The sequence below is a fragment of the Clostridium sp. DMHC 10 genome (assembly GCF_001270375.1).
Taxonomy (GTDB): Bacteria; Bacillota; Clostridia; order Clostridiales; family Clostridiaceae; genus Clostridium_S; species Clostridium_S guangxiense.
The window spans coordinates 99,674-126,136 of record NZ_LGVB01000010.1; the positions used below are offsets into that span (position 1 = coordinate 99,674).

The window sequence follows — 26,463 nt, forward strand, 5'->3', positions numbered from 1 at the left end:
ATTAATAGAGTAATTTGAAGAATGAACTTGGTTTAGGCGGTGAAACATGTTTTCATATGAAGATAAAAAACTAAGTGATTTAGAAAAAAAAATAGGCATTGAGTTTAATGATAAAGAACTTATTAAAACTGCAATAACCCATAGTTCTTATGCAAATGAAAATAGAAATATAAAGTATAATGAAAGACTTGAATTTCTAGGTGATGCAGTACTTGAATTATCAATATCTGAGTATTTGTTTAAAAAATATGAGGATATATCAGAAGGAGAGCTTACAAGAAAGAGAGCACTTATAGTTTGTGAAGCATCATTACATGAAATATCTAAAAAGTGGGAACTTGGAAATTACATAAAAATGAGCAAGGGGGAAGAATTAACTGGTGGAAGAACTAGAGTTTCTATTCTTTCTGATTGCGTGGAAGCTGTGATTGCGGCCATATACCTTGATAAGGGTTTTGATTATGTAAAGGAGTTTATTATTAAAGTATTTAAGGACATAATTGAAAAAGCAGTAAAAGATGAAATTATACTTGATTATAAAACTAGGTTGCAGGAAGTTCTTCAAGCTAATGGTAAAATTGATATAAAGTATGAACTTGTAAAATATGAAGGTCCACCTCATAGAAGAAAGTTTTATATAAATTTAATTTTTAATGGTGCTATTAAAAAGTAATGGAATTGGGTATACAAAAAAAAGAAGCAGAGCAGGATGCAGCGTGTAAAGCATTGAAAGGGCTGAAAAATTAGAATGAGTAATGCACATTATATTATACCTATTTTTGTTCCTCATGAAGGATGCCCACATAATTGTGTCTTTTGTAATCAAAATACTATTACAGGAATTAGTGATCTTGTTAATGCAAATTATGTTAGAAATACAATTGAGGAATATATAAAAACTATACCTAATAAAGATGCTGTTATAGAAGTATCATTTTTTGGTGGTACATTTACAGCTATAGATATGGAGAAGCAAAAAGAACTTTTAAAAGTAGCAAAAGAATATAAGGACATGGGAATTGTTAAGTATATACATCTTTCAACACGTCCAGATTATATTGATGATGAAATACTTAATAACTTGAAAAATTATAGTGCAGATGTAATTGAGTTAGGCATTCAATCTTTAGATAAAGAAGTTCTTTTGAAATCAGGTAGAGGACATAGTGATGAAGATGCTCGAAAGGCTTCAAAGCTGATAAAGGAATATGGATTTATATTGGGACATCAGGTAATGCTTGGACTTCCAGGTGATAGTTTAGAAAAGGACATTGAAACAGCAAGAAAAAGTATAGAAATGAAACCAGATATTTGCAGAATATATCCTGCTCTAGTAATTAAAGATACTCCTATGGAGAAGATGTATAGAGAGGGCATATATAAGCCATATACATTAGAAGAATGTATAGATATTTGTAAAGTTATATATGGAATGTATACAGCACATAATATAAAAATTATTAGAGTTGGACTTCAGCCAACAAAGGAAATAAATAAGGATGGCGACGTTGTGGCAGGACCTTTTCATCCTGCTGTAAGAGAGCTTGTTGAGGGCAGAATAATTAATGATATAATATTTGAATATCTTAAGGATATTGATACCGATGAAGCTGAGGTAGTTATTAATGAGAAGGATATTTCAAAGCTTTATGCAAATAAAAAGGAGTTCTTTAATGATACAAAACGCAAATTAATTCATGTAAAAATTAACATTGCTCAAAGTAAGGACATTCCTAGAAATTATATTAAGATAATGTGCAGCGGGTTAACTTATAATATAGATCTAGTTGAATATCTTAAAAGTAAATATAAAAAATAAAATCTATTAATAGATTAGGATAAAGACCGTGTTTATGCGGTTTTTTGCTTCTAAAAAAATATATTATGAGAGGAAGATGTATATGAGAAAGAATACAAGAGACAAGGCTATAAAAATACTTGTTTTTGTTATTGTATTAGCAATGATGCTAAGTTTGTTGCCAACATTTGCTTTTAAAGGTTAGAGTGGGAGAGTGCTTTTATGTTTCTTAAATCTATTGAGATAAGAGGATTTAAATCCTTTGCAGATAAAACTGAATTAGAATTAAAAGATGGAGTTACCGCTGTTGTTGGACCTAATGGAAGTGGGAAAAGCAATATTTCAGATGCCGTAAGATGGGTTCTTGGTGAACAAAGTGTTAAGAGCCTAAGAGGCGGAAAAATGGAGGATGTAATATTTGCTGGAACTCAATATAGAAAGCCTGTTGGATTAGCGCAAGTATCATTAACGCTTGATAATAATGATAAACTTTTAAACATAGATTATTCCGATGTTACAGTTTCAAGAAGGCTTTATAGATCTGGTGAAAGTGAATACTATATAAATAATACACAATGCAGACTTAAGGACATACAAGAGCTTTTTATGGATACTGGTATAGGAAAAGAAGGATACTCTATAATAGGACAAGGTAAAATAGAAGCTGTTTTGAGTGGAAAACCAGAAGAGAGAAGAGGGATACTTGAAGAAGCTGCTGGAATAGTAAAATTTAAGGCTAGAAAAGAAGAGGCTGAAAAGAGACTTCAAAATACAGAGCAAAATTTGGTTAGGATTAGAGATATACTTGGCACTTATGAAGAGAGAATAGAGCCACTCAGAGTAGAAAGTGAAAAAGCACATGAATTTGTTGCTTTGTCTGGCGAGCTTAAAACAAAAGAAATCAATATGTTAATATATTCAATTGATGAAATGAATATTAAGATTTCTGAGGTGAAAAAAGAACTAGAAAATGTAGAAAATAATATAAAAGCTAGTTTAATTGAAAAAAGTGAATTCCAAAAGAAAAAGGATGAAGCTGAAAATGAATTGAATAAATTTGAAGCCGATTATTCTGATAAAAGAAATGCTTATTATGAGAACAAATCGGAGTATCAAAAAGTAACTTCTGAAATAGATTTACTTAACGAAAGAGTAAATAATTTTAATGAGGCCATTAATAAAATAGAAAATCAAATTAAGGCATCAAAAGTAAAGCTTAGTGAATTTAAAAATAAATATAAAGATTACAGCAAAATTTTTGATGAAGAGAAAATTAAGCAGCAAGATATTTGTGAAAGACTTGCTTTATCTGAAAAACTTAAGAATGAAGCTGAAAGTAGCTTTAAGGATCAGGAAAGTATGGCTAAGAAGTATAAAAATGATGCTATAGAAATAATAAGTACAATATCTGAGAATAAAAATAATGCAGTTATTTTAGAAAAAGAGATAGAAGATTTTAAAGGTAAGGCTGAAAATATAAAAGCTGCTAATGAAAGTCATTTGAATTCAATAAAAATAAATAATAATACTAAAATTATGCTTCAAGAAAAAAAATCAGAAATAGAAGAAAAAGTGGTACAGCATAGGGAAGAAATAAGAAGTCACAAAAAAGAAATTTCGGCTTTAAATAAAATGATTGCTTCTGATGAAGAAAGGCTTAAACATTTAAATTTAGACTACAATAAAAATGAAGCAAATAAAAATGCTTTAATTAATCTTGAAAAGCAATATGAGGGATATAATAGGTCAGTAAAAAACCTTATGACTCACATTAATAAAGGTTTGATTTCTGAAGCTAAGGAAAAATGTTTTGTATTAGGTGACATAATATCTGTAGAAAAGAAATTTGAAATTGCTATAGAAATAGCTTTAGGTGGTGCTATTTCTGATGTTGTTACAAAGGATGAAATTATAGCTAAAAAACTTATAGCATATCTTAAAATTAATAATATTGGAAGAGCAACTTTTTTACCTCTTAATATATTAAAAAGCCGTAAACTTCAAGTTAATGAGGAAATAAAAAGACAAGATGGATTTATAGGCATAGCTAGTGAACTTGTTAGTTATGAAGCTGTTTTTTCACCTGCTTTGGATTATACTTTGGGAAGAACTGTAATTGCAGAAAATATGGATAAGGCTTTAAGTATAGCTAAAAAAAGTGGATATTCTTTTAAGATAGTTACTCTTGGTGGTGAAGTTATTAATCCAGGAGGTTCTATGACAGGAGGAAGTGTTTATAATAAGTCTGTAAGTGTTATAAGCAGAAAAAGAGAAATAAACGAGTATTCTACTGAAATAGAAAAAATTTCCATAGAAATAAAATCACTTTCATCAAAAATAAATTCTAATAAGACTTCTGTGAAAAAGCTAGACGATATGTGTTTAGATATAGTGGATTTAATGCATAATGATAATATAGAAATTACAAAGATCGAGGAAAGAATTAAATCTATAGATATGGATACAAATAAGTTAAATAAAAACTATGAAGTTTCAAATGAGGAAATAATTATAACAAATAAACACATTGAGAATAAAATAAAAAAGCTTGAAGAAAATAAATTAATATTGATGAAACTTAGTAATGAAGAAAAAGCTAATAATAGTAAAATAGAGCAATTAGAAAACTATATAAAAAATGAGAATCAAAATATTTCAAAATTGAATGAAGAAATAACTTACCTTAAAGTGAAAAAGGCTCAAATTGATGAAATTGTTTTGTCAAGAAAAAAGGAGCTAGATAGATATAACGGGGAAATCGAAAATACAGAAAACGAAGAGAAGAAGCTTAATTATGAGTATGAAGAGAGTAAGCAAAATCAGGAAAAAGCTGAGAGAAAAATAAAAATTAATAAAGGCAAGCTTATTGAAATTGAAAAAGAAATAAAGAAATTAGAAGATGAGTTAAAGGAAAGTGAAGTTCTAAGCATAAAGATAAAAGAAGATATAAAGACTAATAGTGGTAAAATAGAAAGTCTTAATTCTATAATAGAGAATAAAGAAATTGAAAAACATAAATATGAAATTACGCTAACAAGGTTAGATACAGAGAACAAAAACTACTATAATAAGTTAAATGATGATTTTAAAATTACTTATGCAGAAGCTCTTAGCTTTAAAGAGAACTTAGGAAATATAAGTAGCTATAGGAATAGAATTAATTATTTAAACAATCAGATAAGAGAAATTGGCACAGTAAATGTTGCATCCATAGAGGAGTATAAAGATGTAAAAGAAAAGTACACTTTTATGCTTTCACAAAAAGAGGATTTGGATAATGCCAAAGAAGAGCTTTTTAAAGTTATAAAAGAAATGACAGATAAAATGAGAACTGTTTTTAAAGAAAATTTTGAAAAGCTTAGAGAAAATTTCAAAGAAACTTTTAGGGAATTATTTAAGGGTGGAAGTGCAGATCTAATACTTTCAGGAGAGGACGAACTTACATGTAATATAGAGATAAATGTTCAGCCGCCTGGAAAGAAGCTTCAAAATATAAATTTAATGTCTGGAGGAGAGAAAGGATTATCGGCTATAGCACTTTTGTTTGCAATATTAAAGATGAAACCAAGTCCTTTTTGCATACTTGATGAAATTGAGGCAGCGCTTGATGATGCAAATGTATTTAGATATGCTGAGTTTTTAAAAAAAGTTTTCAAAGAGCACACAGTTTATAGTAATTACTCATAGAAAGGGAACTATGGAAGCTAGTGATATATTATATGGTGTTACCATGGAGGAAAAGGGAGTATCCAAAATTGTTTCTGTAGATTTAAATAAAAATTTATATTAATAAAGATAAATCACTTGAAACTTCAAAATTAATTTGTACCAAAATGCTATCTTTTGAGCATTTTTGTGAAAATTGATTTTGTTAGTTGAACTGCTTTATCTATAGTAAAGGAGAATTTTAATGTTTGATGGATTTTTTAATAAACTAAAAAATGGGCTTGCAAAAACAAAAAATAACTTTACAGATAAAATAGGTGAGGTTTTAAAATCAACTGTAACGATTGATGATGATTTGTATGATGAAATTGAAGAAATTTTGGTTACTTCAGATATAGGCATAGAAACTTCAATGTACATAATAGAAAGATTAAGAAAGGTTATAAAGGAAGAAAAAGTAAAAGACCCACAGCTTGTAAACACATACTTAAAGAAAGTTATAGTTGAGATTCTTGGAAATGATAAAGGAACCTTAATTCCTGAAAAGGTTCCAGAAACTATTTTAGTTATAGGGGTTAATGGTGTGGGAAAGACAACATCTATAGGAAAAATATCGGCTAAGTTAAAAAACAAAAATTATAAAGTTGTTATGGCCGCCGCAGATACCTTTAGAGCTGCAGCTATAGATCAGCTTGAGATATGGAGTAAAAGAGCAGGGGTAGATATAATAAAACATCAAGAAGGCTCAGATCCGTCAGCTGTAATTTTTGATGGAATTCAAGCAACAAAGGCAAGAAAAGCTGATATTTTAATATGTGATACTGCAGGAAGGCTTCACAATAAAAAAAATCTTATGAATGAACTTGGAAAAATAAATAGGGTGATTGATAGAGAGTTTAGTGAAAGCATTAGAAAGACACTCCTCGTTTTAGATGCAACTACAGGACAAAATGCAGTTATACAAGCTAAGGAATTTATGGAAGTATGTAAAATAGATGGCATAATATTGACAAAGCTTGATGGAACAGCTAAAGGTGGAGTTGTTATTTCGATTAAGCATTCTCTTGGAATTCCAGTTGAGCTTATTGGAGTTGGAGAAGGTATAGATGATCTTCAAGAATTTGATCCTGAAGCTTTTGTAGAAGCTCTATTTTAATTATTATACAATCAATTTTTTAAAATTGTAAATGATAAAATTATATATGTGTGTTAAGTAAAAATACTTGACACACATATGCTTTTCTGGTATCATAATTTTATGAGTTGGTGATTTGTGTGGAAGAAAGAGTTTATTTATCTATGTTGCTTGGTGTATATGGAAGTTTGCTTACAGATAAGCAAAGAGATATTATGAAGTTATATTATGATGATGATTTATCTCTGTCTGAAATATCAGAATTAACCACTACTACAAGGCAGGCAATTTATGATATTATAAGAAGATGTCATAAAACTTTAATTGGTTATGAAAAAAATCTTCAATTGCTCAGCAAATATGATAAAAGTGAAAACTTAAAAAAGAGCATAAAAGAGGATTTAGCTAAAGTAAAATGTAAAATTGAAGATGATAAAATTCTAAATATAATTAACGATATTGAAAATAAATTAGAACAAATATAGTTTTATGCTGTAATTGAAAAGGAGGTTTAACATGGCTTTTGAAGGATTAGCCTCTAAGTTGCAAAATGCAATGAAAAAGCTTAGGGGAAAGGGGAAACTTTCTGAAAAAGATATCAAAGATGCTATGAGAGAAGTTAAGCTTGCACTTCTTGAAGCGGATGTAAACTATAAAGTTGTTAAAGATTTTATAAAGAAAGTGGGAGATAAGTGTCTTGGTAAGGAAGTTATGGAAAGCCTTACTCCTGCTCAACAGGTAATAAAGATTGTTAATGAGGAACTTACAGCTTTAATGGGTGGAAGCGAAAGCAAACTTAATTTTAAGGATAATGGAATCACGGTTTTTTTAGCCGTAGGTCTTCAAGGTGCTGGAAAAACTACAATGTGTGGTAAACTTGCACTTAACTTAAAGAAAAATAAAAAACCACTCTTAGTTGCGGGTGACATATATAGACCGGCAGCTATAAAACAGCTTGAGGTTGTTGGAAAATCCATCGATGTTCCAGTTTTTTCAATGGGTGATAAAGTTAATCCTGTTGATATATCTAAGGCGGCTTTGAAGTATGCTAAGGAAAATGACCTGAATACGGTTATAATTGATACGGCAGGAAGACTTCACATAGATGAAGAACTTATGAATGAACTTTCAAACATAAAAAATGAGGTTGTGCCTGATGAAATTTTGCTTGTTGTAGATGCTATGACAGGTCAAGATGCTGTAAATGTAGCAGATAGCTTTAATGATAAACTTAATATTTCAGGTGTTATACTAACTAAGCTTGATGGAGATACAAGAGGCGGTGCAGCACTTTCAATTAGAGCTATGACTGGTAAACCTATTAAGTTTGCTGGAATTGGCGAAAAAATGAATGATTTAGAAGTATTTCATCCAGAAAGAATGGCATCAAGGATACTTGGCATGGGAGATGTATTGACTCTAATCGAAAAAGCTCAATCTGCTATCGACGAAGATACTGCCAAGGAACTTGGAAATAAGATGATGAGTCAAGATTTTAATTTTGATGATTTTCTTAGTTATGTAGATCAAATGAAAAAGATGGGACCGCTTAGCAAAATAATGGAGATGCTTCCTGGAGTTAATACGGGTGCTATGAAAAATATAGACTTTTCTGAAAGCGAGAAGTCTATGAAAAGATATGAAGCAATTATTCACTCTATGACCATTAAGGAAAGAAAGAATCCAGCTCTTGTAAGTTCAAATTCATCAAGAAAAAGGAGAATTGCTAAAGGTTCTGGAGCTACAATACAAGAAGTTAATAAGCTTTTAAAACAATTTGAAATGATTAAAAAATTTACAAAACAATTTAAAAATGGCAAAAAAATGTCTAAAAAAGGTTTGTTTGGAAACTTTCCTTTTTAGTATAAATACTTAAGTTAGTGAAAACATGTTATGTGAAGCTTTGTGCTTACTTTGACTAAAATGGTTTCGCAATATGTGAAGGAGGTGAATATTACATGGCAGTTAAAATAAGATTAAAAAGAATGGGTGCTAAAAAAGCTCCTTTTTACAGAATAGTTGTAGCTGATTCTAGAAGTCCAAGAGATGGAAGATTCATAGAAGAATTAGGATATTACAATCCAACTACAGATCCTGTTACTGTTAAATTTGATGAAGAAAAAGTAAAAACATGGATAAAAAATGGTGCTCAACCATCAGATACAGTAAAAAAACTTTTAAACAAAGGTGGTATAGCAGCAAAATAGTAATTGGAGGTGTGTTACATGAAGCAATTACTAGAGACTATAGCTAAGTCATTGGTTGATTGTCCGGATAAAGTTCAGGTCACTGAGGTTACTGGAGAACAATCAATAATACTTGAACTAAAAGTTGCACCAGAGGATATGGGTAAAGTAATAGGAAAACAGGGTAGAATAGCGAAAGCTATAAGAACTGTTGTGAAAGCAGCAGCTGTAAAAGATAATAAACATGTTGTTGTTGAGATAATATAAGGGTTAGCTTGCTAACTCTTATATTTTTAAAATAATTTTGTTATAGATGTATCAAAATTTAGGAGGGTGACGCCCTCCTAAATTTATTATGTATGAGGTGTATAAAAATGGTAGTTTGTGTAAAGAATAATTATATGTCATGTATACATACATTTTATTGAATTAGTGGATAATTGTTTAGATGTGTAATATAATTACTTTATGTTTAAATGTGTTTTGTGGAGGTAATTAAAATTGACAGAATTTTTTAATGTAGGTCAAATTATAAACACTCATGGTGTAAAGGGTGAAGTTAAAGTTTATCCACTAACAGATGATATTAAGCGCTTTAGAAAGCTCAGGGAAGTATATATAGATGATGAAGTAAAAAAAATAAAATGGTGCAAAATCCAACCTGATAAAGTAATATTAAAGTTAGATGGTATAGAAAGCATGGAAGAAGCTTTTAAACTAAAAAATAAATATATTAGGGTGCCTAGAGAACAAGCTGCAGAGTTAAAAGAAGGTCAGTACTTTATTGCAGATATTAAAGGCTGCAGTGTATTTGATGAAAATGAAGAATATTTAGGCAAAGTATATGATGTGATCAGTACTAAAAATAATGATGTGTATTGGGTAAAAAGGAAAGACATGGAGGATCTCTTAATTCCCGTTCTTAAAAATATTATAGTTAGCATAGATATAAATAATAGTAAAATAGTTATAAGGGCTGTTGATACATGGAAAGAAAGCTAAAGATAGATATATTAACACTATTTCCTGAAATGTTTGATGTGTTTAACTACAGTATAATAGGAAGAGCACGGGAAAATAATATAGTTGAAATAAATACACATAACATAAGAGATTATAGTTTAAATAAGCATAAAAAAACTGATGATTATCCATATGGAGGGGGGCAGGCATGGTTATGACTCCTCAACCAATAGTTGATTGTATAAAAAGAGTAAAAGATAGTAATAGCGGCAAAGTTATTTTTATGGGACCTAAAGGTAAAAAGTTTGACCAAAATATGGCTAAAGATATAAGTAAAGAAAATGAAATTATTATATTATGTGGTCACTATGAAGGAATAGACGAAAGAGTATATAAATATATTGATGAAGAAGTTTCACTTGGTGATTTTGTTTTAACAGGTGGGGAAATGGCATGCATTCCTATAGTGGATAGTATCTGTAGAATGCTTCCAGGTGTTTTAAAAACAAGTGAAAGTTATATTGATGAGTCTTTTTATAGTGGACTTCTTGAATATCCTCAATACACAAGGCCAGAGGTTTTTGAAGGAGAAAAGGTCCCAGAGATCTTACTTTCTGGTCATCATGAAAATATTAAAAAGTGGAGAAGGAAAGAATCTCTTTTAATTACTATGAAAAAGAGAAAAGATTTGCTTAAAAAAGTTGTTTTAAGTGAAGGAGATAAAAAAATACTTAAAGAAAATAAGTAACTTAAAAAGTTATTAGGTGAATTTTTAGTGTTGCAATATACTGGTTTTTATGATAAAATACACTTTGTGCTAGTACGGGCGGTCCTCTGGATTTAAAGAGAAATCCACGAACGTCAAATTTATCCGTGGGAGGGAATGCACATGTTAGAAGTAATAAAAAATATTGAAGCAGAACAAATAAGAAAAGATCTACCAGATTTTAACGTAGGAGACACTGTTAGAGTTGATGTTAAAATCAAAGAAGGTGAAAAAGAAAGAATTCAAGCTTTCGAAGGCACTGTTATAAAAAGACAAAATGGTGGATTAAGAGAGACTTTCACTGTAAGAAGAGTAGCTTACGGAGTTGGTGTTGAAAGAACATTTCCTTTAAATGCTCCTATAATTGATACAATCAAAGTAGTAAGAAAAGGTAAAGTAAGAAGAGCTAAACTATACTATTTAAGAGATAGAGTAGGTAAAGCTGCAAAAGTAAAAGAAATAATACAAAAATAGGGGCCGCAAGTCCCTTTTTTATTATCATGGTGGTGGAAAAAAATGGTTAAGCAGTTACTTCAACTTGGAAAGACATTAGTGGTTGCATTAATAGTAGCAGCACTTATTATAATGTTTGTGTTTGAAACAGTAAGTGTTGATGGAACTTCCATGTACAGCACTCTTCATAATAATGATAGACTAATAATAGAAAAAGTATCATATCGTTTTAAAAAGCCTGAGCGAGGTGACATCATAGTATTTAAATATCCAAGTGACACTAGCAAGAAATTTATAAAAAGAGTTATTGCGGTTGCTGGAGATAAGATAAAAATATCAAATGATAGAGTTTACGTTAATGGTAAAAAGATAAATGAACCTTATGCCTATTTTATAGATGGAAATGATGAGGTCATTCAAGATTATAGAATTCATAACTATGAAGAAGCAACTGTGCCTAAGGATTCAGTGTTTGTCCTTGGTGATAATAGATATAACAGCCTTGATAGTAGATTTGAAGATGAAGTTGGATTTGTAAATGATAAGCTTATAATAGGAAAAGAATTGCTCAGAATTTATCCTTTTAATAAGATAGAAAGGGTTAGGTAATATGATTAGTTCTATAAATTGGTTTCCAGGTCATATGGCTAAAACAAGAAGAGAAATAACAGAAAATTTAAAATTAGTAGATGCAGTAATTGAGATAAGAGATTCTAGAATTGTAAAGTCAAGTGCTAATCCTGAGATAGATAAAATCTGTGCTAATAAGCCAAGATTAATTCTTCTCAATAAATGTGATTTAGCAGAAGATGCTATTAATAAGCAGTGGGTTAAATATTTATCTACTGATAAAATAAATGTTTTACCAGTAAATTGTCTTAATGGTAAAGGACTTAACAAAATAAAATCAGCTTTAAACTTAATTTTGAAAGATAAATTGGAAAGGCTTAAAAACAAAGGAATACAAAATCATGTAATAAGAGTAATGGTTGTAGGTATACCTAATGTAGGCAAGTCTTCTTTTATAAATAAAATGGCTAAAAATAATATTGCAAAAATAGGTAATAAACCAGGAGTTACTAAAAGTAAGCAGTGGATAAAAACTGATATAGGAATTGAATTAATGGATACGCCAGGAATATTATGGCCTAAATTTAAAGATGAAAATGTAGGCATTGACTTAGCTTTTACTGGCGCCATTAAAGATGAAATATTGGATACAGAGGAGTTAGCTTTAAAGCTAGTTGAATTTCTTCAGAAAAAATTATAGTGAAAAAATTAAACAAAGATATAAACTTGAAGAAATTTATGAAAATCCGCTTGAAAATATGGAGAACATAGCAAGAAAAAGAGGAGCTCTTTTGAAAGGTGGAGAAATAGACTATAACAGGGTTTCAATTATGTTGCTTGACGAATTTAGAGATGGTAAGCTTGGAAATATATCTTTGGAGAGGCCGTGATGTATTTGGATTTCCTAAAAATGAGTTTTAAGGATATTAAGCAGTATGTGTCTTTAAAAGATGAAGTAGGGCAACATTCAAACAGCTGATTTTTTAATTAAAGACCACAGAAAAAATGTAAGTAATTTGGGTAAACAAATATTAAAAAACAAAGATAAAAAAGAAAAAGAAATAAAAAGAGTACAGGGAATGTATGGCTTTGATAAAAATTTTGGAGATATTATTATAGCTGGTGTAGATGAAGTTGGAAGAGGCCCTCTTGCAGGACCAATTGTAGGAGCTGCTGTTGTGCTTGACCTTAATGCATTAGAGGATGATATAATACTTGGAATAAATGATTCTAAAAAGTTATCTTCTAAAAAAAGAGAAGAATTGGCTGAAATTATAAAGGAAAAAGCATTAAGCTATGAAATTGCAGGATTGGACAATAAGGAAATTGACGAAAAAGGAATAGCATGGTGTAATAATGAAATCTTTAAAATTGCTTGCTCAAAATTAAACAAAAAACCAGCCTTAGTAATATCAGATGGCTATGCGGTTAAGGGATTAAACATTCGAAATAACTTTGTTGTCAAAGGCGATGCTAAAAGCGCAAGTATAGCATGTGCTTCTATTATAGCTAAGGTATATAGAGACAATTTAATGCATAAATACGCTGAAAAATATCCGCAGTATGGTTTTGAACATAATGTTGGATATGGTTCAACAGAACATATTGAAGCAATCAAAAAGTATGGAATTTGTCCAATACATAGAATGAGCTTTTTGAAGAATATTATAGATAGACAACGTGAAACTTGAAAATTGCAATCTCCAAATTTATCCTGATAAACTGGAATTTGTCGAGCACTATAGTGAAGGGTTTTAACTCACTTCGTTTGTTAAAAGACTAAGGTTTTCGCTATGCGAAAGGTGAAGGGTTTTACGGTGCTGTGCACGTAAAACTCAGCGTAGCTGACACTATTAAGTTCTAAGATTTACCTGAGAGAAACGAAAGGTAAATCCACCTTCACTGTACTCTGTACTTTGTACTCTGTGCTCTGAATCAACTTCCAGTTTATCAGGATAAATTTGGAGATTGCAATTTTAAAGTTTCAAGTTGTCTATTTATAGTATAGTGATATCAATAATTATAAATCGTTTACTGCACATTATTTTTAAACTTTTAAAATAAATAAAATATATATTGAAATATTGTTATTATTGTTATACAATTTCTATAACAATTATTAAATTTGTTTTATGGAGGAAAATAATATGATAGAACTCACTAATGTAACTAAAACCTACAATGGAAAAACCAATGCAGTTGAAGATTTAAATTTAACCATAAATTCTGGTGAGATATTTGGTTTTTTAGGACCTAATGGTGCAGGAAAAAGTACAACCATAAAGATGATTATGGGTATAATAAAGAATGATTCTGGATGCATTAAGGTAGATGATATAGATATAAATGAAAGACCTTTGGAGGCTAAAAAGAAAATAGGATATGTTCCAGATAGTCCAGATATGTTTTTGAGGCTCAAGGGAATAGAATATTTAAACTTTATGTCTGATATATACGATGTTGAAACTTCAGTAAGGCAAAAAAGAATTGAGGATTTAAGCAAATACTTTGATATGGAAAGTGCTTTAAGTGATAGAATTCAAAGTTATTCTCATGGCATGAGGCAAAAGATAGTTGTAATGGGTGCTTTGATTCATGATCCCAGTGTATGGATATTAGATGAGCACTTACAGGGCTTGATCCTAAGGCTGCATATAATTTGAAGGAAATGATGAGAAAACATGCTGATAGTGGAAAGACAGTTTTCTTTTTCTACACATGTTCTTGAGGTTGCAGAAAAAGTTTGTGATAGAATTGCAATAATAAATAAAGGTAAAATAGTATTTTGTGGCACAATAGCTGAGATGAAGGACAGTCTTAAAGAGCAAGGGAGTTCCCTTGAAAAAATGTTTTTGGAGTTGGTGGAAGATGAAAATAAATAAATTTTTTGTGCTAACTAAATATCTTATGCTTGGCTCTGATATGAGAAGCGGAAGAAAAAAAAATGGATTGTCAGATAGCAGTGTATACAGAATATTTTTAGGAATAATTTTATTTGTAATTTTAGCTTTCTCTATTGGTAGTCTTAATTTGCCATTATATAAAAGCTTGAGATCAGTAAATATGCAATCATTGCTTTTAGTTTTGAACTATTCATGTATGGCATTTGTAATTTTTTTCTTTGGTGTATTTTATGTAATGAATATATTTTATTTTTCAAAGGATATAGATTACTTGCTGCCGCTTCCAATAAAACCTGAAACTATTATAGCAAGTAAGTTTGTAGTGACACTTTTATACGAATATTTTATTGAGGGAATTATTTTAATACCATGTACACTTATATATGGAATTAACTCTTCAGCAAACCCTTTGTTTTATGTGTACAGTGTAATTCTTATGGCTTTTTTACCTATATTACCGCTGTGTGTAGCACTTTTGTTAAGCATTGTAATAATGCCATTAGTAAATTTGTCAAAAAGTAAAGATCTTTTTAAAGTTTTAGCTGGAATAATTGGAATTGTATTTGCATTTGGATTTAATATATTTGCTAATGGAATGAATGGTAGAAATTCAAGTGAGTTTTCAAATAATATAGGAAACTTAAGTAAAAAGATAGGAAGTATTTTCCCTGGTGGCAGAATTGCTGCCGATGCGCTTATTAATTCTAGTAATTTTTATGGCTTTTTACAGCTAATAATTTTTGTATTAATAAATATTTTGAGCTTTGTTATAATTTTGAGTTTAAGCAAGGCTTTTTATTTAAAGGGAGTTGTAGGACTTTCTGAATCCGGTTCAAAGAGAAAAACTATGAATAAGGAAGAGCTATCCAGGGTGGTTAGCAGAAAGTCAGTCGTTATGTCATATACAATTAAGGAATTGAAATTGCTTGTTAGGACACCTGCTTATTTTATAAATTGCGTAATGCCAGATATAATATATCCTTTGATTATAATAATGCCAATGTTTTTTTGGTTCTTCGCAAAAAAATGGACCATCAAAAGATCAGTTATTAAGTCTTTTTAATGGAAGTTCAAATTATCCAATAATTATGAGTATAGCAGCGGCTTTTGGCGTATTTATTGGAGCTATGAATTGCGTTACTTGTACCTCAATTTCAAGAGAGGGAGATAACTTTTTTATTATGAAGTATATACCTGTTCCATATAAGCAGCAGATTACAGCGAAGATACTTTCAGGAATTATTATAGCATTGGGAGGACATATACTTTTTGTAATTACTGCAGTCATAGTAATGAAGCTTCCTATGTATTTGGCAATATTATGCATAATTCTAGGAGTGTTTGGAATAGCTTTTTCAGCGACAATAGGAATTTTAATTGATATAATGATGCCAAAACTAGAATGGGATAATGAGCAAAAGGCTGTTAAGCAAAATTTAAATGTTTTATTTGCTGTTATACCTGCGCTTGTTATGGGAGCTGCTACTATTGCTATTGTAGTATTTTCAAAGTTTAATCTTATTACTACATTTATATCACTTTCACTGGTATATGCGGTTATAGATTTCGCATTGTATAAAATTATATGTGAAAAGGGAGAAGATATTTTAACTGATTTTGAAAATTAGATTTAAGCTATGTTAAAAAATGTTGATAAAGATTTATAAAATCTATTTTTCAGATAAAACTCTATTTATTTCGTAGGAATTGCTGTTCCTGCGAAAATTCATCAGGTGAAACTCCAAATTTCTTTTTAAAAACTTTTCCATAATAATTAGCACATGAAAAGCCTACATTTTTTGCTATGTCCTCAAGAGTTAAGTTGTTTTGCGAGGTTAGAAGTTTAACTGAATTTTCTAGGCGTATTTTAATCAAGTAATTATTTGGCGTAATGCCAAGTTCTTTTTCAAATTTGCGTGTTAAGTGAAATTTAGAAATTTGGGCCACTTTTGCCATATCATCTAAACCAATTTGTGTGTTATAGTGATGGTTAATGAATTGTTTGCAAACTTCTATACTTGATGGAAGTACCTTATATTCCTGTTCTTTGTGAAAATGGCTTATAAGGTTCATTATTAATTCATAGGCATACTTTGAGCATTGGTAGACATCTTGGAAGTCATTATTTACTGACATTTCATAAATGTTCCACATTAATTTTTCTATAGAAGAATCATTTTTTATTGAAAATACTGGCCCAGTTAAAGCGATTAGCTGATTCCAGAAAGGTAGAGCTTCTTTGGAAAATTGTATATATAGTAATTCCCAGCTGTTTGAGTGCTCTGGCAGCCTATAGCAGTGAGAACCTGGAATCTCTACAATAAAAGCATCACCTTGCTTTAGCTTATAGGTAGTATTATTAAATTCAAGTTCACCTTCTCCACTTAAGGTGTATTGTATAAGGCAGTGTTCATCAGTACGGTATTTTCCATTCCATATGTAATCATGTGAAGTAACAGTTTGCCATCCCAGGCCTCTAATTGTCAAAAGTGATACTGGCGATATAAAGTTAAAACCTATTGAGGTTTGTTTTAAATTATTGAGCAATATTTTACCCTCCAGTTGTTTTTTTTATTCTTGTGCTGTAATAAAAATTGAATTAATATAAATATTATACAGCAATATATTATTTATGAATATATTGAAAACGATTAATTGGAGGAAAAATTATGAATATATATTTTGATGACAAAGAAAAGATATTTCATTTACAAAGCAAAAATATGAGTTATATTATGCAGGTTGTGGAAGGTGGATATTTAACTCATTTATATTGGGGAAGAAAAATTAAAACTTATCATAAGAGTAATCCAATTATTTTTGTTGATAGAGGATTTTCACCAAATCCCAATTGTAGTGAACGTACTTTTTCATTAGATACTATACCTAACGAGTATCCAGCTTATGGAAATGGAGATTTTAGAAACCCGGCATATCAGCTCCAGCTTGAAAATGGATCTACAATTACAGATCTTAGGTATGTTAAGCATGAAATTTATGATGGAAAAGAGAAGCTTCGTGGGTTGCCAGCAGTTTATGCTGAAAGTGAAGATGAAGCGAAAACCCTTGAAATAACTATGGAGGATAAACTTATAGGATTAACTGTTATTTTAAGTTATACAGTATTTAGAGATTTTAATGCCATTGCGCGTTCTGCAGAGTTTAAAAATAATGGAAATGAGAAGATCAAAATTCTTAAGGCTTTAAGTGCTAGTGTAGACTTTAGGGATAGTGAATATGATTTGCTAACATTTCATGGAGCTCATATTAATGAGAGAAATGTGGATAGACGTCCACTGGTATCAGGCATTCAAACTGTTGAAAGCTGCCGTGGTTCAAGTAGTCCTCAGCACGATCCTTTTTATAGCTCTTCTTGAAAAAAATGCAGATGAAGATTATGGTGAAGTGTACGCATTTAATTTTATTTACAGTGGTAATTTTGTGGCAGCTGCTCAGGTTGACCAGTTTAAAAATACAAGAGTATCTATAGGAATAAATCCTTTTGATTTTTCATGGTTATTAGAACAAAATGAAAGTTTTAAAACTCCGGAAGTTGTAATGGTGTATTCATCCAATGGATTAGGGGATATGTCAAGGACTTATAATAAGCTTTATCAAAGTCGTTTGTGTAGAGGGAAATTTCGTGATAGCGTAAGACCTATTTTAATTAATAATTGGGAGGCAACTTATTTTAACTTTAATGCTGATAAAATAATGGAAATTGCAACTGAGGCTAAAAAGCTTGGTATTGAACTTATGGTATTAGATGATGGGTGGTTTGGAAAAAGAGATGATGATTTTAGTTCTCTTGGAGATTGGGTGGTTGATAAAAATAAACTTCCAGATGGACTTGAGGATTTAGCAAATCGCATTAACAATATTGGAATGAATTTCGGCTTATGGTTTGAACCTGAGATGGTTTCTCAAAATAGTGATTTATATAGAAAACATCCAGATTGGTGTATACATGTTCCTAATAGACCTTATACCTTTGGAAGAAGTCAGCTTGTGTTAGATTTATCAAGAAATGATGTTTGTGATTATATTGTTGAAGCGGTATCAAAAAATTTTGTATAGTGCACCTATTAGCTATGTAAAGTGGGATATGAACCGTCATATGACGGAAGTTGGTTCAGCTGTGCTTACACCAGAAAGGCAAAGAGAAACGGCTCATCGTTATATGCTTGGACTGTACAAAGTATTAGAGGAAATAACATCACGTTTTCCAAATGTATTATTTGAAAGTTGTTCTAGCGGCGGTGGAAGATTTGACGCTGGTATGCTTTATTATATGCCTCAAACTTGGGCGAGTGATAACACCGATGCAGTATGTAGACTTAAAATTCAATATGGCACAAGCATGATTTACCCAACTAGTTCTATCGGAGCTCATGTATCCACTGTACCAAATCATCAGGTTGGTAGAATAACACCTATAAATACAAGAGGGTACGTAGCTATGTCTGGAAATTTAGGGTATGAACTTGATTTGACTAAATTATCCAAAGAAGAAAAAGAAATTGTAAAGCTTCAAGTTAGTAACTATAAAGAAATAAGAGAGATTATTCAATTTGGTGATTTTTACAGAATACTTAGTCCTTTTGATAGAAATGAAGCAGCATGGAATTTTGTTTCAAAGAACAAATCAGAAATGGTAGGTTACTATTTTAATATATTATCTCAGCCTGCTGCTGTAATTCGTACTTTAAAATTTAAGGGATTAGATGAAAATGCTTTATATGAAAATATAGATACAAAAGAGGTATTTTACGGAGATGAACTTATGAATGTAGGTATTAGTATACCAATAATAAAAGAAGATTTTTCTAGTTTAATGTGGAGATTTAAGAAAATAAAGAGCGAAGTAACAATACTTCGTCACATTAAAAAAATTCTATAAATCTAAGTGGTGATTTTAAGCAAGTGCTTGCTTGATGTATAGAAGGATAATTGGCAAAGCCAAAACCTCGTGTATGTTTACTCGCTATAGCTCAGACAGATTGAAATATCTAAGTATTTTAATAATCATTGCCTTAGATTTATAGTTTTCATTTAACATCTTAAGATACTGCTACTTCGCTAGCATTTCATAAATTCCTAGCAAAATAATGATTATTCCTGAAATTACAGCAGCATATTTACCAAGTTTTTGTGATAAATATTTGTTTCCCACTGTGAGACCGAGGGAAATTGTAATTATGCTTATAAAAAAAGTTAAAATTGTTGTAAGTATTATATTTAACCCTGCTATGCTTGCGCCTATTCCAAGCCCCATATTATTTAAGGCAAGAGCAATAGAAAGTGAAAAGGATTCTTTTAAATCTATGCTTCCAGAAGTATCTTTATCTGCATTTTCTGGATTAGAAAGAATATCTTCTATATTTGATAGGCTATTTTTTTCAGCTGCTTTAGAGGATTTTTTGTTTTCATTAAATTCGCTGAGCATAGCCCAAAGACCTATTAAAATAAGAATGCTGCCCCCAAGTATATTGGTAAAGTTATTAGGTACAAAAGTAGCGATAATATTTCCTAGTTCCATTGATAGAATTGTTCCAATTGATGATATCAATGCTATGAGTAAATTAATTGGTAAATTTATTTTAATTTTTTTTATACCATAACATAAGCCAACCACAAAGTTGTCTGTACTAGCTGATAATACAAATAGTATTGCTGAAAAAATTTGCATAATACTCCCCTTTTGAAAGTGATACACAATATACTATTCATCAATCATTGTTTAAGTTACATAAAGTATTTCGCTAGTGCAAATTGGTGTGTATAAGATGAAACTTAATGTTACTGTTAGCCCAGCCAAGATCCCATGGAACGTGATATCTATCTGTTGTATGAGAATTAATGAGGGGATATCCATGAGAATCAAAGCCAGTAACTATAGCAAAATGATCTATATTATTTTTCTTATCATAAGCTACAAGATCACCAGGGATTAATTTTGAAATAGCACCATTAGGATAATAATCTGTTTGTTTAACTAAATTTTCAAAAGTTCCTACTTTTATAAGTCTACCTCTTCCACTATATATTAGGTAATTTTTAAAAGCATCGGTGTTTACAAAAGCTTTACTTCCATGTCCTTTGGAACAATACCAACCTCCATTGAATTTAAGCGCAGCTCCTTCTTTATCGCTTAAAGCTTGTGAGGCGAAATTTGTGCAGTCTCCTCCTATACCTGTGAAATCAATATACTTCTTATTATAATTATGGTAGTATTTATCTGCATATTCAACAAGCCTTATTCTTCTGTCATTACCCCAAAGCATTTCTTGCGCATTTTTAGGACTATTTGCAATATTGTAAGCTTTAAGTTTACTTGTATCAGGTACTGTTAAATCTCCATTGTATAAATCTAAAGCATCTTCAAAGCAATCTGTATACCAATCATTATATACGACCCACTTATCTTCTTTATTTATTAAAACTATATTGTGACGCAAACCAATAGAAAATGAATTATTAACAGGATCTGGATCTGATTTGTACATATAGTTAAATGTTAGTACTTCATTTAAATAAACACTTAGTTTATTGCCAGAATGTTTAACTCTTTTCAAATTTATAGAGGAGACTACATCTGTAAATTTTATGTTTCTTTTATAACCCCATTCATATAAATATTTAATACGTTTAATTTCATGGTCTAGTGACCATTTTCCGTAGTTTTTAGAGGTGTCGAAAAGTGGAACAAGACTTTTTTAAATCTAAGGATGTAAATGCTTTTGATCTTAAACCATATATCTTTTCAATTTCGGTTTTAGCTATTTCTTTATAATCTTTGTCTTTACTTGGTCCTATAATTGGATTTTTTACAACTGCATTTATCTTAGGAGTATATATATTTTGAAATATTGTACAAAATATAAGCCCTAAAATCAGTATAACTCTTGCCTTTTTTTTCAAATTAACCACCTCTTGAAATTTAATATACAAACATTATTATTTCCTAAAAAGTGCACTAAAAATACTATAAAAAGTAATTAAATATTTTAAATTTAATATATTTTAAAATATGAGCAATAACTTTGGTAGGTAAATGGTGAGGGATAAAAAATAATAAAAGAAGTTTTAGATGTATCGCTGCCAGTAGTGTTAGAATTGACAGTTTATAATTTCTTATATATTTTAGATATGATGCTGGTGGGGAAATACGGAGGGGGAAGTGAAGTTTCAGAGTTTGGAATATGTAATAATATATATAATACCTTCCTTAATATTTTTATTTTTACAGGTATATGCATAGGCATAACGACCTTGGCATCTCAGAGTTATGGTGCAAGAAAATACATAAAGGCAAAAGAATATGCAGAGATGGGTTTTTTACTTGGAATAATAATATCAACAATTACAGTAGCGATTATTTTTTTCAATGTGCAAAAAATGCTTGTTATATCAGGAGTAAAAAGAGCAAATTTAAAAGAAACTTGTGAAGTTCTTAAGATGTTTTCGATTTCATTATTTTTTTGTATGAATATTAATGTTATAAATTCTATATTAAGAAGTTATGGAAATTCTATGGAACCTTTTAGAATTTCTTTATATGTTGGATTTTTTAAAGTGATATTTGATCTTACATTTATATTTACAAACATATTTAGGACATCATCTGTACTAAGTGTTTCAATAGCATCTGTTTTGGCTCAATTTTTAGGATTCATTATAGATTATTATTATGTCACTCGTGTACCTAAGGCTATAAATATAAATGTAATATTTAAGATAAAGGTGAGAAAAATAATTGAACTCTTAAAATTATCAATACCGTCCTCTTGTGAAGAAGCAGCGTATAGTTTAACTAGGCTTGCATGTACATTCATAATAATGAGAGCTGGAACTGTGGCTTTTGCATCTAATGAAATTGCAAATTCAATAGAAGCAGTGTCTCTTATGCCTGGTACAGGTTTTGGGGCAGCGGTGACCACGCTTGTAGGAATTAATTACGGGAGAAGAAATTTTAAAGCTTTAAAGAAATGTTCTTACGAATGTTTTTATTACTCCTTTTTTATGATGTCATTTTTTGCTGTGATATTTTTATTCTTTTCTCATTTCCTTGTTGGTTTTTTTATAAGTGAAGAGAAAATCATATATTACGCATCTATATGTCTTGCTATAGGTGCATTCGAGCAACCAGCTATAGCATTATCTATGAATTTTTCTGGTGCACTTAAAGGAATGGGAGATACAAAAACACCTTTTATTGTTACGTTTATATCATCATGTGTAATAAGACTTCCACTTACTTTTATCTTTATTTATATTTTAAAAAGACCTATATATTATGTTTGGTGGATTACGCTTATAGAATGGGTTTTTGATGGAATGGCGCTTTTTATATGCTTTACCATTAAAATTAAACGAATGAGAATATAATCATACACGAGGTTTGGGCGAAGCCCATTATCCTTCTAAAACAAAATGTTAAGCACTCGCTATAATACACGAGGTTTGGGCGAAGCCCATTATCCTTCTAAAACAAAATGTTAAGCACTCGCTATAATACACGAGGTTTGGGCGAAGCCCATTATCCTTCTATATTTGAAGGAGAGCAAGAGTACGGTTCTCCTCCAAGATATGTTTTGAAAAGGCAATAGTGTAATTTACAAATTTTATTTAATGTATTCAAATGCTGTTATTTTTTAAGCGTAAAGCTTTCCTCTACAACATATAATTTAAAGCCAAGAAGTTCAGCTATCTTTTTTAAAGCTATGTTATCTTTAGAAAATTTAAATTGGAGTATTTTATTTTGAGAAAGTCCATTAAAGCAAAGTGATTTTAAAAGAAGTTTTCCAATACCCATTTTTCTATATTCTGGTAGAGTAATAAGTTTTATATCTGCAATAGTATTCTTTAAATACAATAGGCTTGCTACTGCAACTAAATCATTATTGTAAAAACATCCTAAAATTAAAGGGGCAGATAATCCAATTTGGACTGCTTGAAAATCTTCTTTAGAACAATTATGTTTGAAATTTTCAAACAATTTCTCGTCTGAAAAAGTAAGGGGTCTTATCAGATATCTAGAATCAAATATATCATGTATTAAACTACTATCAGAAAGATAATAAATATAGTTAATATCAACATTGGATACATTATCTCCATATCCTTTTACAAAGCAGTTTATATCAACAGTTTTGTAAGAATAATGATCTTCTATGAATTTACTTATTTCATCATGAAGAAAAGGATCGACTTTTAAAAATGACCTTTGATTTATATTATATATAAAAATTTTATTTGATTTGCTTAATTTATTATCTGGAGTTATTTGAGATGCATAGGTTTTATCATGAGTGTTATAATCCAAAATATCCTGCCAGTAATAATTTATTTTTTTTAGCTGACGATCTGGAATTATGTTTATCATAAATTACCACCACCTTATAATTCAATATGATAGCACAATAGAATGAAATTAACAATAAATTTGAAAAAGTTGGAAAAGCCATTTGGAAATAAATTTTAAGCTTCAGGGCGGTTTATGTTTAATAACAGCAATTACTATATGAAAACGGTTGACACATATTTTTAAAGCATATATAATAAATTAAAGTAAAGGTTTTCAATAGAAATTTATTAAATCATGATTAATTAAAGGATGTGGTAAATGTGCAGATTTATGGAGAATGTCAAAGGGAAAATTACATTTTAAGAGCAATGATACATAAACCAGAGGGAATAAGCAGTAAAGTTCCTGCGGTAATAATGTTCCATGGATTTACAGGAAATAGGATGGAGGGCGGGATTTTTACAGGAATATCAAAAGAACTAGAGGAAAATGGAATAGCAAGCGTTAGATTTGACTTCGCTGGTAGTGGAGAAAGTGATGGAAAATTTGAAGATATGTGTTTGCAATCTGAAATTGAAGATGGTAAGACAATATTAGATTTTGTAAAAAGTTTAGATTTTATTGATTCACGTAGAATTGGTTTGCTTGGTTACAGTCTGGGGGGATTAATAGCTAGTCTTTTAGCTCCGCAAAGACAGTCAGATATTAAAGCAATGTGTCTATGTTCACCAGGATTCTCTCTTTATGATGACATTGTAAAGAAGAAAGCTCTAATAGAAATTAGTTTAGAGGATATAGACAAGTATGGATATATGGATATTAGGGGAAATAAAGTGGGTAGAGGATTTATTGATGATATTAGAAATCTTAATATTTCTGATAGCATATCTACTTATAAAAATAACGTACTTATTATTCACGGTAAAAGTGATACAATAGTGCCGTATGAATACTCAATAAAATATGCACAGGACTACGAAAAGGTTAAAGTGCATATTATAGAAAATGCATCTCATGGTTATGAGACAATTGGACAAAGAGAAGAACTGCGAAATGTAATTAAGTTGTTTTTTCAACAACAATTGTCATGTGAATAAAGATAAATCAATTTTTTTCCATATGTATAATTGCACATATGGAAACGGATAATATTTATAAAAATTTATATGAAAACGGTTGACACATTAAATACAATCGTATATAATAAAATCATCAAGTAAATGTTTACATCAAATTGATTAAAATATTGTGGGGGGAAAAAACATGAAGTGTAAAAAAATATTATCGTTATTAGCTGCAGTTACAATTACAGGTGGTCTATTAGCAGGTTGTGGTAGTAGTAGCAGTAGTGGTTCAGGTTCGTCAAAGAAAGTTAAAATAAGTATTATGAACTCAAAAGGAGAAATTCAATCACAATTAGAAGAAGCTGTAAAAACTTTTTCAAAAGCTAACCCTAATATAACAATAGATGTTGTTGCATGTTCAGCTGGTCAGTCACCATTTGAAAAATTGAGTACAATGTATTCTTCACAAAATGCACCAGCGTTAGCAATAGTTGATCCAGGAGATGTTATAAAATTTAAAGATAAATTTGCAGATTTATCTAATGAAAAATGGGTCAAAGATGCACAAGAGGGAAGTCTTGATACTGTTAAGCTTGATGGAAAGGTAATGGGATTTCCACTTACAGTAGAAGGTGACGGCATTATATATAACAAGAAGGTGCTTGATAAAGCAGGAGTAGATCCAACAAAGATAAAAACAACTAATGATTTAGAAGATGCATTTAAGAAAGTACAAGCTACAGGAGTATCAGCAGTTGCTGTTTCACCAATGGATTGGTCACTTGGTTCGCATTTCTTTGGAACAGCATATGCAACACAATCTAAAGACTCCAAGGAAAATGCTAAATTCTTAGATGATTTAAAAGCAGGAAAAGTTAATTTAACTCAAAACAAACAATTTACCGGATTATTAGGCACTCTTGATGTATTGAAAAAATACAACATAGATAAGTCAGATGCATTAGCAGCTACTTATGAAAAAGATCAACAATATATTGGAGAAGGTAAGGTTGGTTTCTGGTTCATGGGAAACTGGGCTTGGCCACAAGTTAAACAATTCTCAGGTGACAATAAAGATTTTGGATTCATACCAGTTCCTATAAGTAACAATGCTGATGATTATGGTAACAGCGGAATTGCAGTAGGTGTTACAAAATATATAGGCGTAGACAAAGTAAACAATAATGCAGATCAACAAGCAGCAGCTAAGAAATTTTTAAATTGGTTAGTATACAATAAAGATGGCGAAGATATTTTAGTAAAGAAAGCTAGCGTAATTACTGCATTTAAAAATATAACAGAAGCACCTGATGATCCTTTGTCAAAATCAATTAAAGAGCATATGACTAGCAAAAACACAATAGAATTCATGACAGTTTTACCTTCTGATCATGGAACAAAAGTTGGAGCAGCTATGCAGAAGTATCTTGCTAATAAAACTGACAAAGCAGCCTTAGCTAATGAAATTCAGGAATATTGGAAAACTGTAAAATAAGTTGTAAAAAATAGAGGATAAGCATTACTAAGCTTACTTCGGTAGAAACATTACCAAAATGAAAAGGGCTTTATGCCCTTTCCATTTTTTTAGGGTAAATCTCTCAAAGCCCCAATTTAAATAAAACTATATATTCAAAATAATTAAAATCACCTAT

The 26,463-nt window shown here is 30.3% G+C and carries 19 protein-coding genes and 7 pseudogenes; 21 read left to right on the forward strand and 5 right to left on the reverse strand.

The window, feature by feature from the left end:
* The first annotated feature begins 46 nt into the window (after window positions 1-46).
* The 17 genes and pseudogenes from rnc to AGR56_RS01355 all read left to right on the forward strand — a co-directional run bounded on the left by rnc (window position 47) and on the right by AGR56_RS01355 (window position 16,068).
* Window positions 47-747: pseudogene (gene rnc, locus AGR56_RS01275) on the forward strand (ribonuclease III).
* Window position 748: 1 nt separating this feature from the next.
* Window positions 749-1,819: a radical SAM protein gene (locus tag AGR56_RS01280; RefSeq protein ID WP_053240821.1), complete on the forward strand. Its 1,071-nt coding sequence runs from the start codon at window positions 749-751 to the stop codon at window positions 1,817-1,819.
* 201 nt (window positions 1,820-2,020) lie between these two features.
* Window positions 2,021-5,588, forward strand: a pseudogene (smc, locus tag AGR56_RS01285) (chromosome segregation protein SMC).
* A 120-nt stretch (window positions 5,589-5,708) separates the two neighbouring features.
* Window positions 5,709-6,620 carry a signal recognition particle-docking protein FtsY gene (gene ftsY / locus AGR56_RS01290; protein WP_053240822.1) on the forward strand — a complete coding sequence of 304 codons (912 nt, stop codon included), beginning with the start codon at window positions 5,709-5,711 and terminating at the stop codon, window positions 6,618-6,620.
* 119 nt (window positions 6,621-6,739) lie between these two features.
* Window positions 6,740-7,084, forward strand: coding sequence for a putative DNA-binding protein (locus tag AGR56_RS01295; RefSeq protein WP_053240823.1), 345 nt, complete (start codon window positions 6,740-6,742; stop codon window positions 7,082-7,084).
* 31 nt (window positions 7,085-7,115) lie between these two features.
* Complete coding sequence (gene ffh, locus AGR56_RS01300) at window positions 7,116-8,462, forward strand: signal recognition particle protein (protein WP_053240824.1); 1,347 nt, start codon at window positions 7,116-7,118, stop codon at window positions 8,460-8,462.
* Window positions 8,463-8,557: 95 nt separating this feature from the next.
* A complete protein-coding gene (gene rpsP, locus AGR56_RS01305) occupies window positions 8,558-8,806 on the forward strand; it encodes a 30S ribosomal protein S16 (protein ID WP_053240825.1) in 249 nt (82 codons plus the stop codon).
* An 18-nt stretch (window positions 8,807-8,824) separates the two neighbouring features.
* Window positions 8,825-9,052, forward strand: coding sequence for a KH domain-containing protein (locus tag AGR56_RS01310; protein ID WP_053240826.1), 228 nt, complete (start codon window positions 8,825-8,827; stop codon window positions 9,050-9,052).
* A 234-nt stretch (window positions 9,053-9,286) separates the two neighbouring features.
* Window positions 9,287-9,787, forward strand: coding sequence for a ribosome maturation factor RimM (gene rimM / locus AGR56_RS01315; protein WP_053240827.1), 501 nt, complete (start codon window positions 9,287-9,289; stop codon window positions 9,785-9,787).
* Window positions 9,772-10,496 (forward strand): annotated as a pseudogene (gene trmD / locus AGR56_RS01320) (tRNA (guanosine(37)-N1)-methyltransferase TrmD). The gene rimM and the pseudogene trmD overlap by 16 nt, the downstream one beginning before the upstream one ends.
* Before the next feature lie 141 nt (window positions 10,497-10,637).
* Entirely contained in the window at window positions 10,638-10,988 is a 351-nt protein-coding gene (rplS, locus tag AGR56_RS01325) for a 50S ribosomal protein L19 (RefSeq protein ID WP_053240828.1), read from the forward strand.
* A gap of 42 nt (window positions 10,989-11,030) precedes the next feature.
* Window positions 11,031-11,576, forward strand: a complete 546-nt coding sequence (gene lepB, locus AGR56_RS01330) for a signal peptidase I (RefSeq protein WP_053240829.1) — start codon at window positions 11,031-11,033, stop codon at window positions 11,574-11,576.
* Window position 11,577: 1 nt separating this feature from the next.
* Window positions 11,578-12,427, forward strand: a pseudogene (gene ylqF / locus AGR56_RS01335) (ribosome biogenesis GTPase YlqF).
* Window positions 12,428-12,447: 20 nt separating this feature from the next.
* Window positions 12,448-13,228 (forward strand): annotated as a pseudogene (locus AGR56_RS01340) (ribonuclease HII).
* Between the two features lie 456 nt (window positions 13,229-13,684).
* Window positions 13,685-14,419: pseudogene (locus AGR56_RS01345) on the forward strand (ABC transporter ATP-binding protein).
* Window positions 14,406-15,503 carry a hypothetical protein gene (locus AGR56_RS01350; protein ID WP_053240830.1) on the forward strand — a complete coding sequence of 366 codons (1,098 nt, stop codon included), beginning with the start codon at window positions 14,406-14,408 and terminating at the stop codon, window positions 15,501-15,503. The pseudogene AGR56_RS01345 and the gene AGR56_RS01350 overlap by 14 nt, the downstream one beginning before the upstream one ends.
* A 25-nt stretch (window positions 15,504-15,528) precedes the next feature.
* A complete protein-coding gene (locus AGR56_RS01355; protein ID WP_053240831.1) occupies window positions 15,529-16,068 on the forward strand; it encodes a hypothetical protein in 540 nt (179 codons plus the stop codon).
* 61 nt (window positions 16,069-16,129) lie between these two features.
* On the opposite strand, the gene AGR56_RS01360 is transcribed toward AGR56_RS01355, so the two are convergent.
* Window positions 16,130-16,987: a response regulator transcription factor gene (locus AGR56_RS01360; RefSeq protein WP_053240832.1), complete on the reverse strand. Its 858-nt coding sequence runs from the start codon at window positions 16,985-16,987 to the stop codon at window positions 16,130-16,132.
* A gap of 122 nt (window positions 16,988-17,109) precedes the next feature.
* Between AGR56_RS01360 and AGR56_RS01365 the strand changes: the two are divergent.
* Window positions 17,110-19,340, forward strand: a pseudogene (locus AGR56_RS01365) (alpha-galactosidase).
* 171 nt (window positions 19,341-19,511) lie between these two features.
* Here AGR56_RS01365 and ytaF read toward each other — a convergent pair.
* The 3 genes from ytaF to AGR56_RS01380 all read right to left on the reverse strand — a co-directional run bounded on the left by ytaF (window position 19,512) and on the right by AGR56_RS01380 (window position 21,361).
* Window positions 19,512-20,129, reverse strand: a complete 618-nt coding sequence (ytaF, locus tag AGR56_RS01370; RefSeq protein ID WP_053240833.1) for a sporulation membrane protein YtaF — start codon at window positions 20,127-20,129, stop codon at window positions 19,512-19,514.
* 73 nt (window positions 20,130-20,202) lie between these two features.
* Entirely contained in the window at window positions 20,203-21,015 is an 813-nt protein-coding gene (locus tag AGR56_RS01375; protein WP_053240834.1) for an amidase domain-containing protein, read from the reverse strand.
* Between the two features lie 109 nt (window positions 21,016-21,124).
* Window positions 21,125-21,361: a hypothetical protein gene (locus tag AGR56_RS01380; protein WP_053240835.1), complete on the reverse strand. Its 237-nt coding sequence runs from the start codon at window positions 21,359-21,361 to the stop codon at window positions 21,125-21,127.
* 186 nt (window positions 21,362-21,547) lie between these two features.
* On the opposite strand from AGR56_RS01380, the gene AGR56_RS01385 reads away from it, so the two are divergent.
* Entirely contained in the window at window positions 21,548-22,828 is a 1,281-nt protein-coding gene (locus AGR56_RS01385; protein ID WP_053240836.1) for an MATE family efflux transporter, read from the forward strand.
* A 259-nt stretch (window positions 22,829-23,087) separates the two neighbouring features.
* On the opposite strand, the gene AGR56_RS01390 is transcribed toward AGR56_RS01385, so the two are convergent.
* Window positions 23,088-23,825: a GNAT family N-acetyltransferase gene (locus AGR56_RS01390; RefSeq protein ID WP_053240837.1), complete on the reverse strand. Its 738-nt coding sequence runs from the start codon at window positions 23,823-23,825 to the stop codon at window positions 23,088-23,090.
* A 242-nt stretch (window positions 23,826-24,067) separates the two neighbouring features.
* Between AGR56_RS01390 and AGR56_RS01395 the strand changes: the two genes are divergently transcribed.
* Both AGR56_RS01395 and AGR56_RS01400 read left to right on the forward strand, forming a co-directional pair.
* The gene (locus tag AGR56_RS01395; RefSeq protein ID WP_053240838.1) at window positions 24,068-24,844 is read left to right on the forward strand and encodes an alpha/beta fold hydrolase; all 777 of its coding nucleotides are present in this window, start codon (window positions 24,068-24,070) and stop codon (window positions 24,842-24,844) included.
* A gap of 166 nt (window positions 24,845-25,010) precedes the next feature.
* The gene (locus AGR56_RS01400; protein ID WP_053240839.1) at window positions 25,011-26,306 is read left to right on the forward strand and encodes an ABC transporter substrate-binding protein; all 1,296 of its coding nucleotides are present in this window, start codon (window positions 25,011-25,013) and stop codon (window positions 26,304-26,306) included.
* Window positions 26,307-26,463: the final 157 nt, after the last annotated feature.

What these genes read in the sequence shown, in the direction of transcription:
- AGR56_RS01280 (WP_053240821.1), top strand. Translation starts at nt 749, where the DNA reads ATGAGTAATGCACATTATATTATACCTATTTTTGTTCCTCATGAAGGA.
- ftsY (WP_053240822.1), top strand. Translation starts at nt 5,709, where the DNA reads ATGTTTGATGGATTTTTTAATAAACTAAAAAATGGGCTTGCAAAAACA.
- ffh (WP_053240824.1), top strand. Translation starts at nt 7,116, where the DNA reads ATGGCTTTTGAAGGATTAGCCTCTAAGTTGCAAAATGCAATGAAAAAG.
- rpsP (WP_053240825.1), top strand. Translation starts at nt 8,558, where the DNA reads ATGGCAGTTAAAATAAGATTAAAAAGAATGGGTGCTAAAAAAGCTCCT.
- AGR56_RS01310 (WP_053240826.1), top strand. Translation starts at nt 8,825, where the DNA reads ATGAAGCAATTACTAGAGACTATAGCTAAGTCATTGGTTGATTGTCCG.
- rplS (WP_053240828.1), top strand. Translation starts at nt 10,638, where the DNA reads ATGTTAGAAGTAATAAAAAATATTGAAGCAGAACAAATAAGAAAAGAT.
- lepB (WP_053240829.1), top strand. Translation starts at nt 11,031, where the DNA reads ATGGTTAAGCAGTTACTTCAACTTGGAAAGACATTAGTGGTTGCATTA.
- AGR56_RS01350 (WP_053240830.1), top strand. Translation starts at nt 14,406, where the DNA reads ATGAAAATAAATAAATTTTTTGTGCTAACTAAATATCTTATGCTTGGC.
- AGR56_RS01355 (WP_053240831.1), top strand. Translation starts at nt 15,529, where the DNA reads ATGAGTATAGCAGCGGCTTTTGGCGTATTTATTGGAGCTATGAATTGC.
- ytaF (WP_053240833.1), bottom strand. Translation starts at nt 20,129, where the DNA reads ATGCAAATTTTTTCAGCAATACTATTTGTATTATCAGCTAGTACAGAC.
- AGR56_RS01390 (WP_053240837.1), bottom strand. Translation starts at nt 23,825, where the DNA reads ATGATAAACATAATTCCAGATCGTCAGCTAAAAAAAATAAATTATTAC.
- AGR56_RS01400 (WP_053240839.1), top strand. Translation starts at nt 25,011, where the DNA reads ATGAAGTGTAAAAAAATATTATCGTTATTAGCTGCAGTTACAATTACA.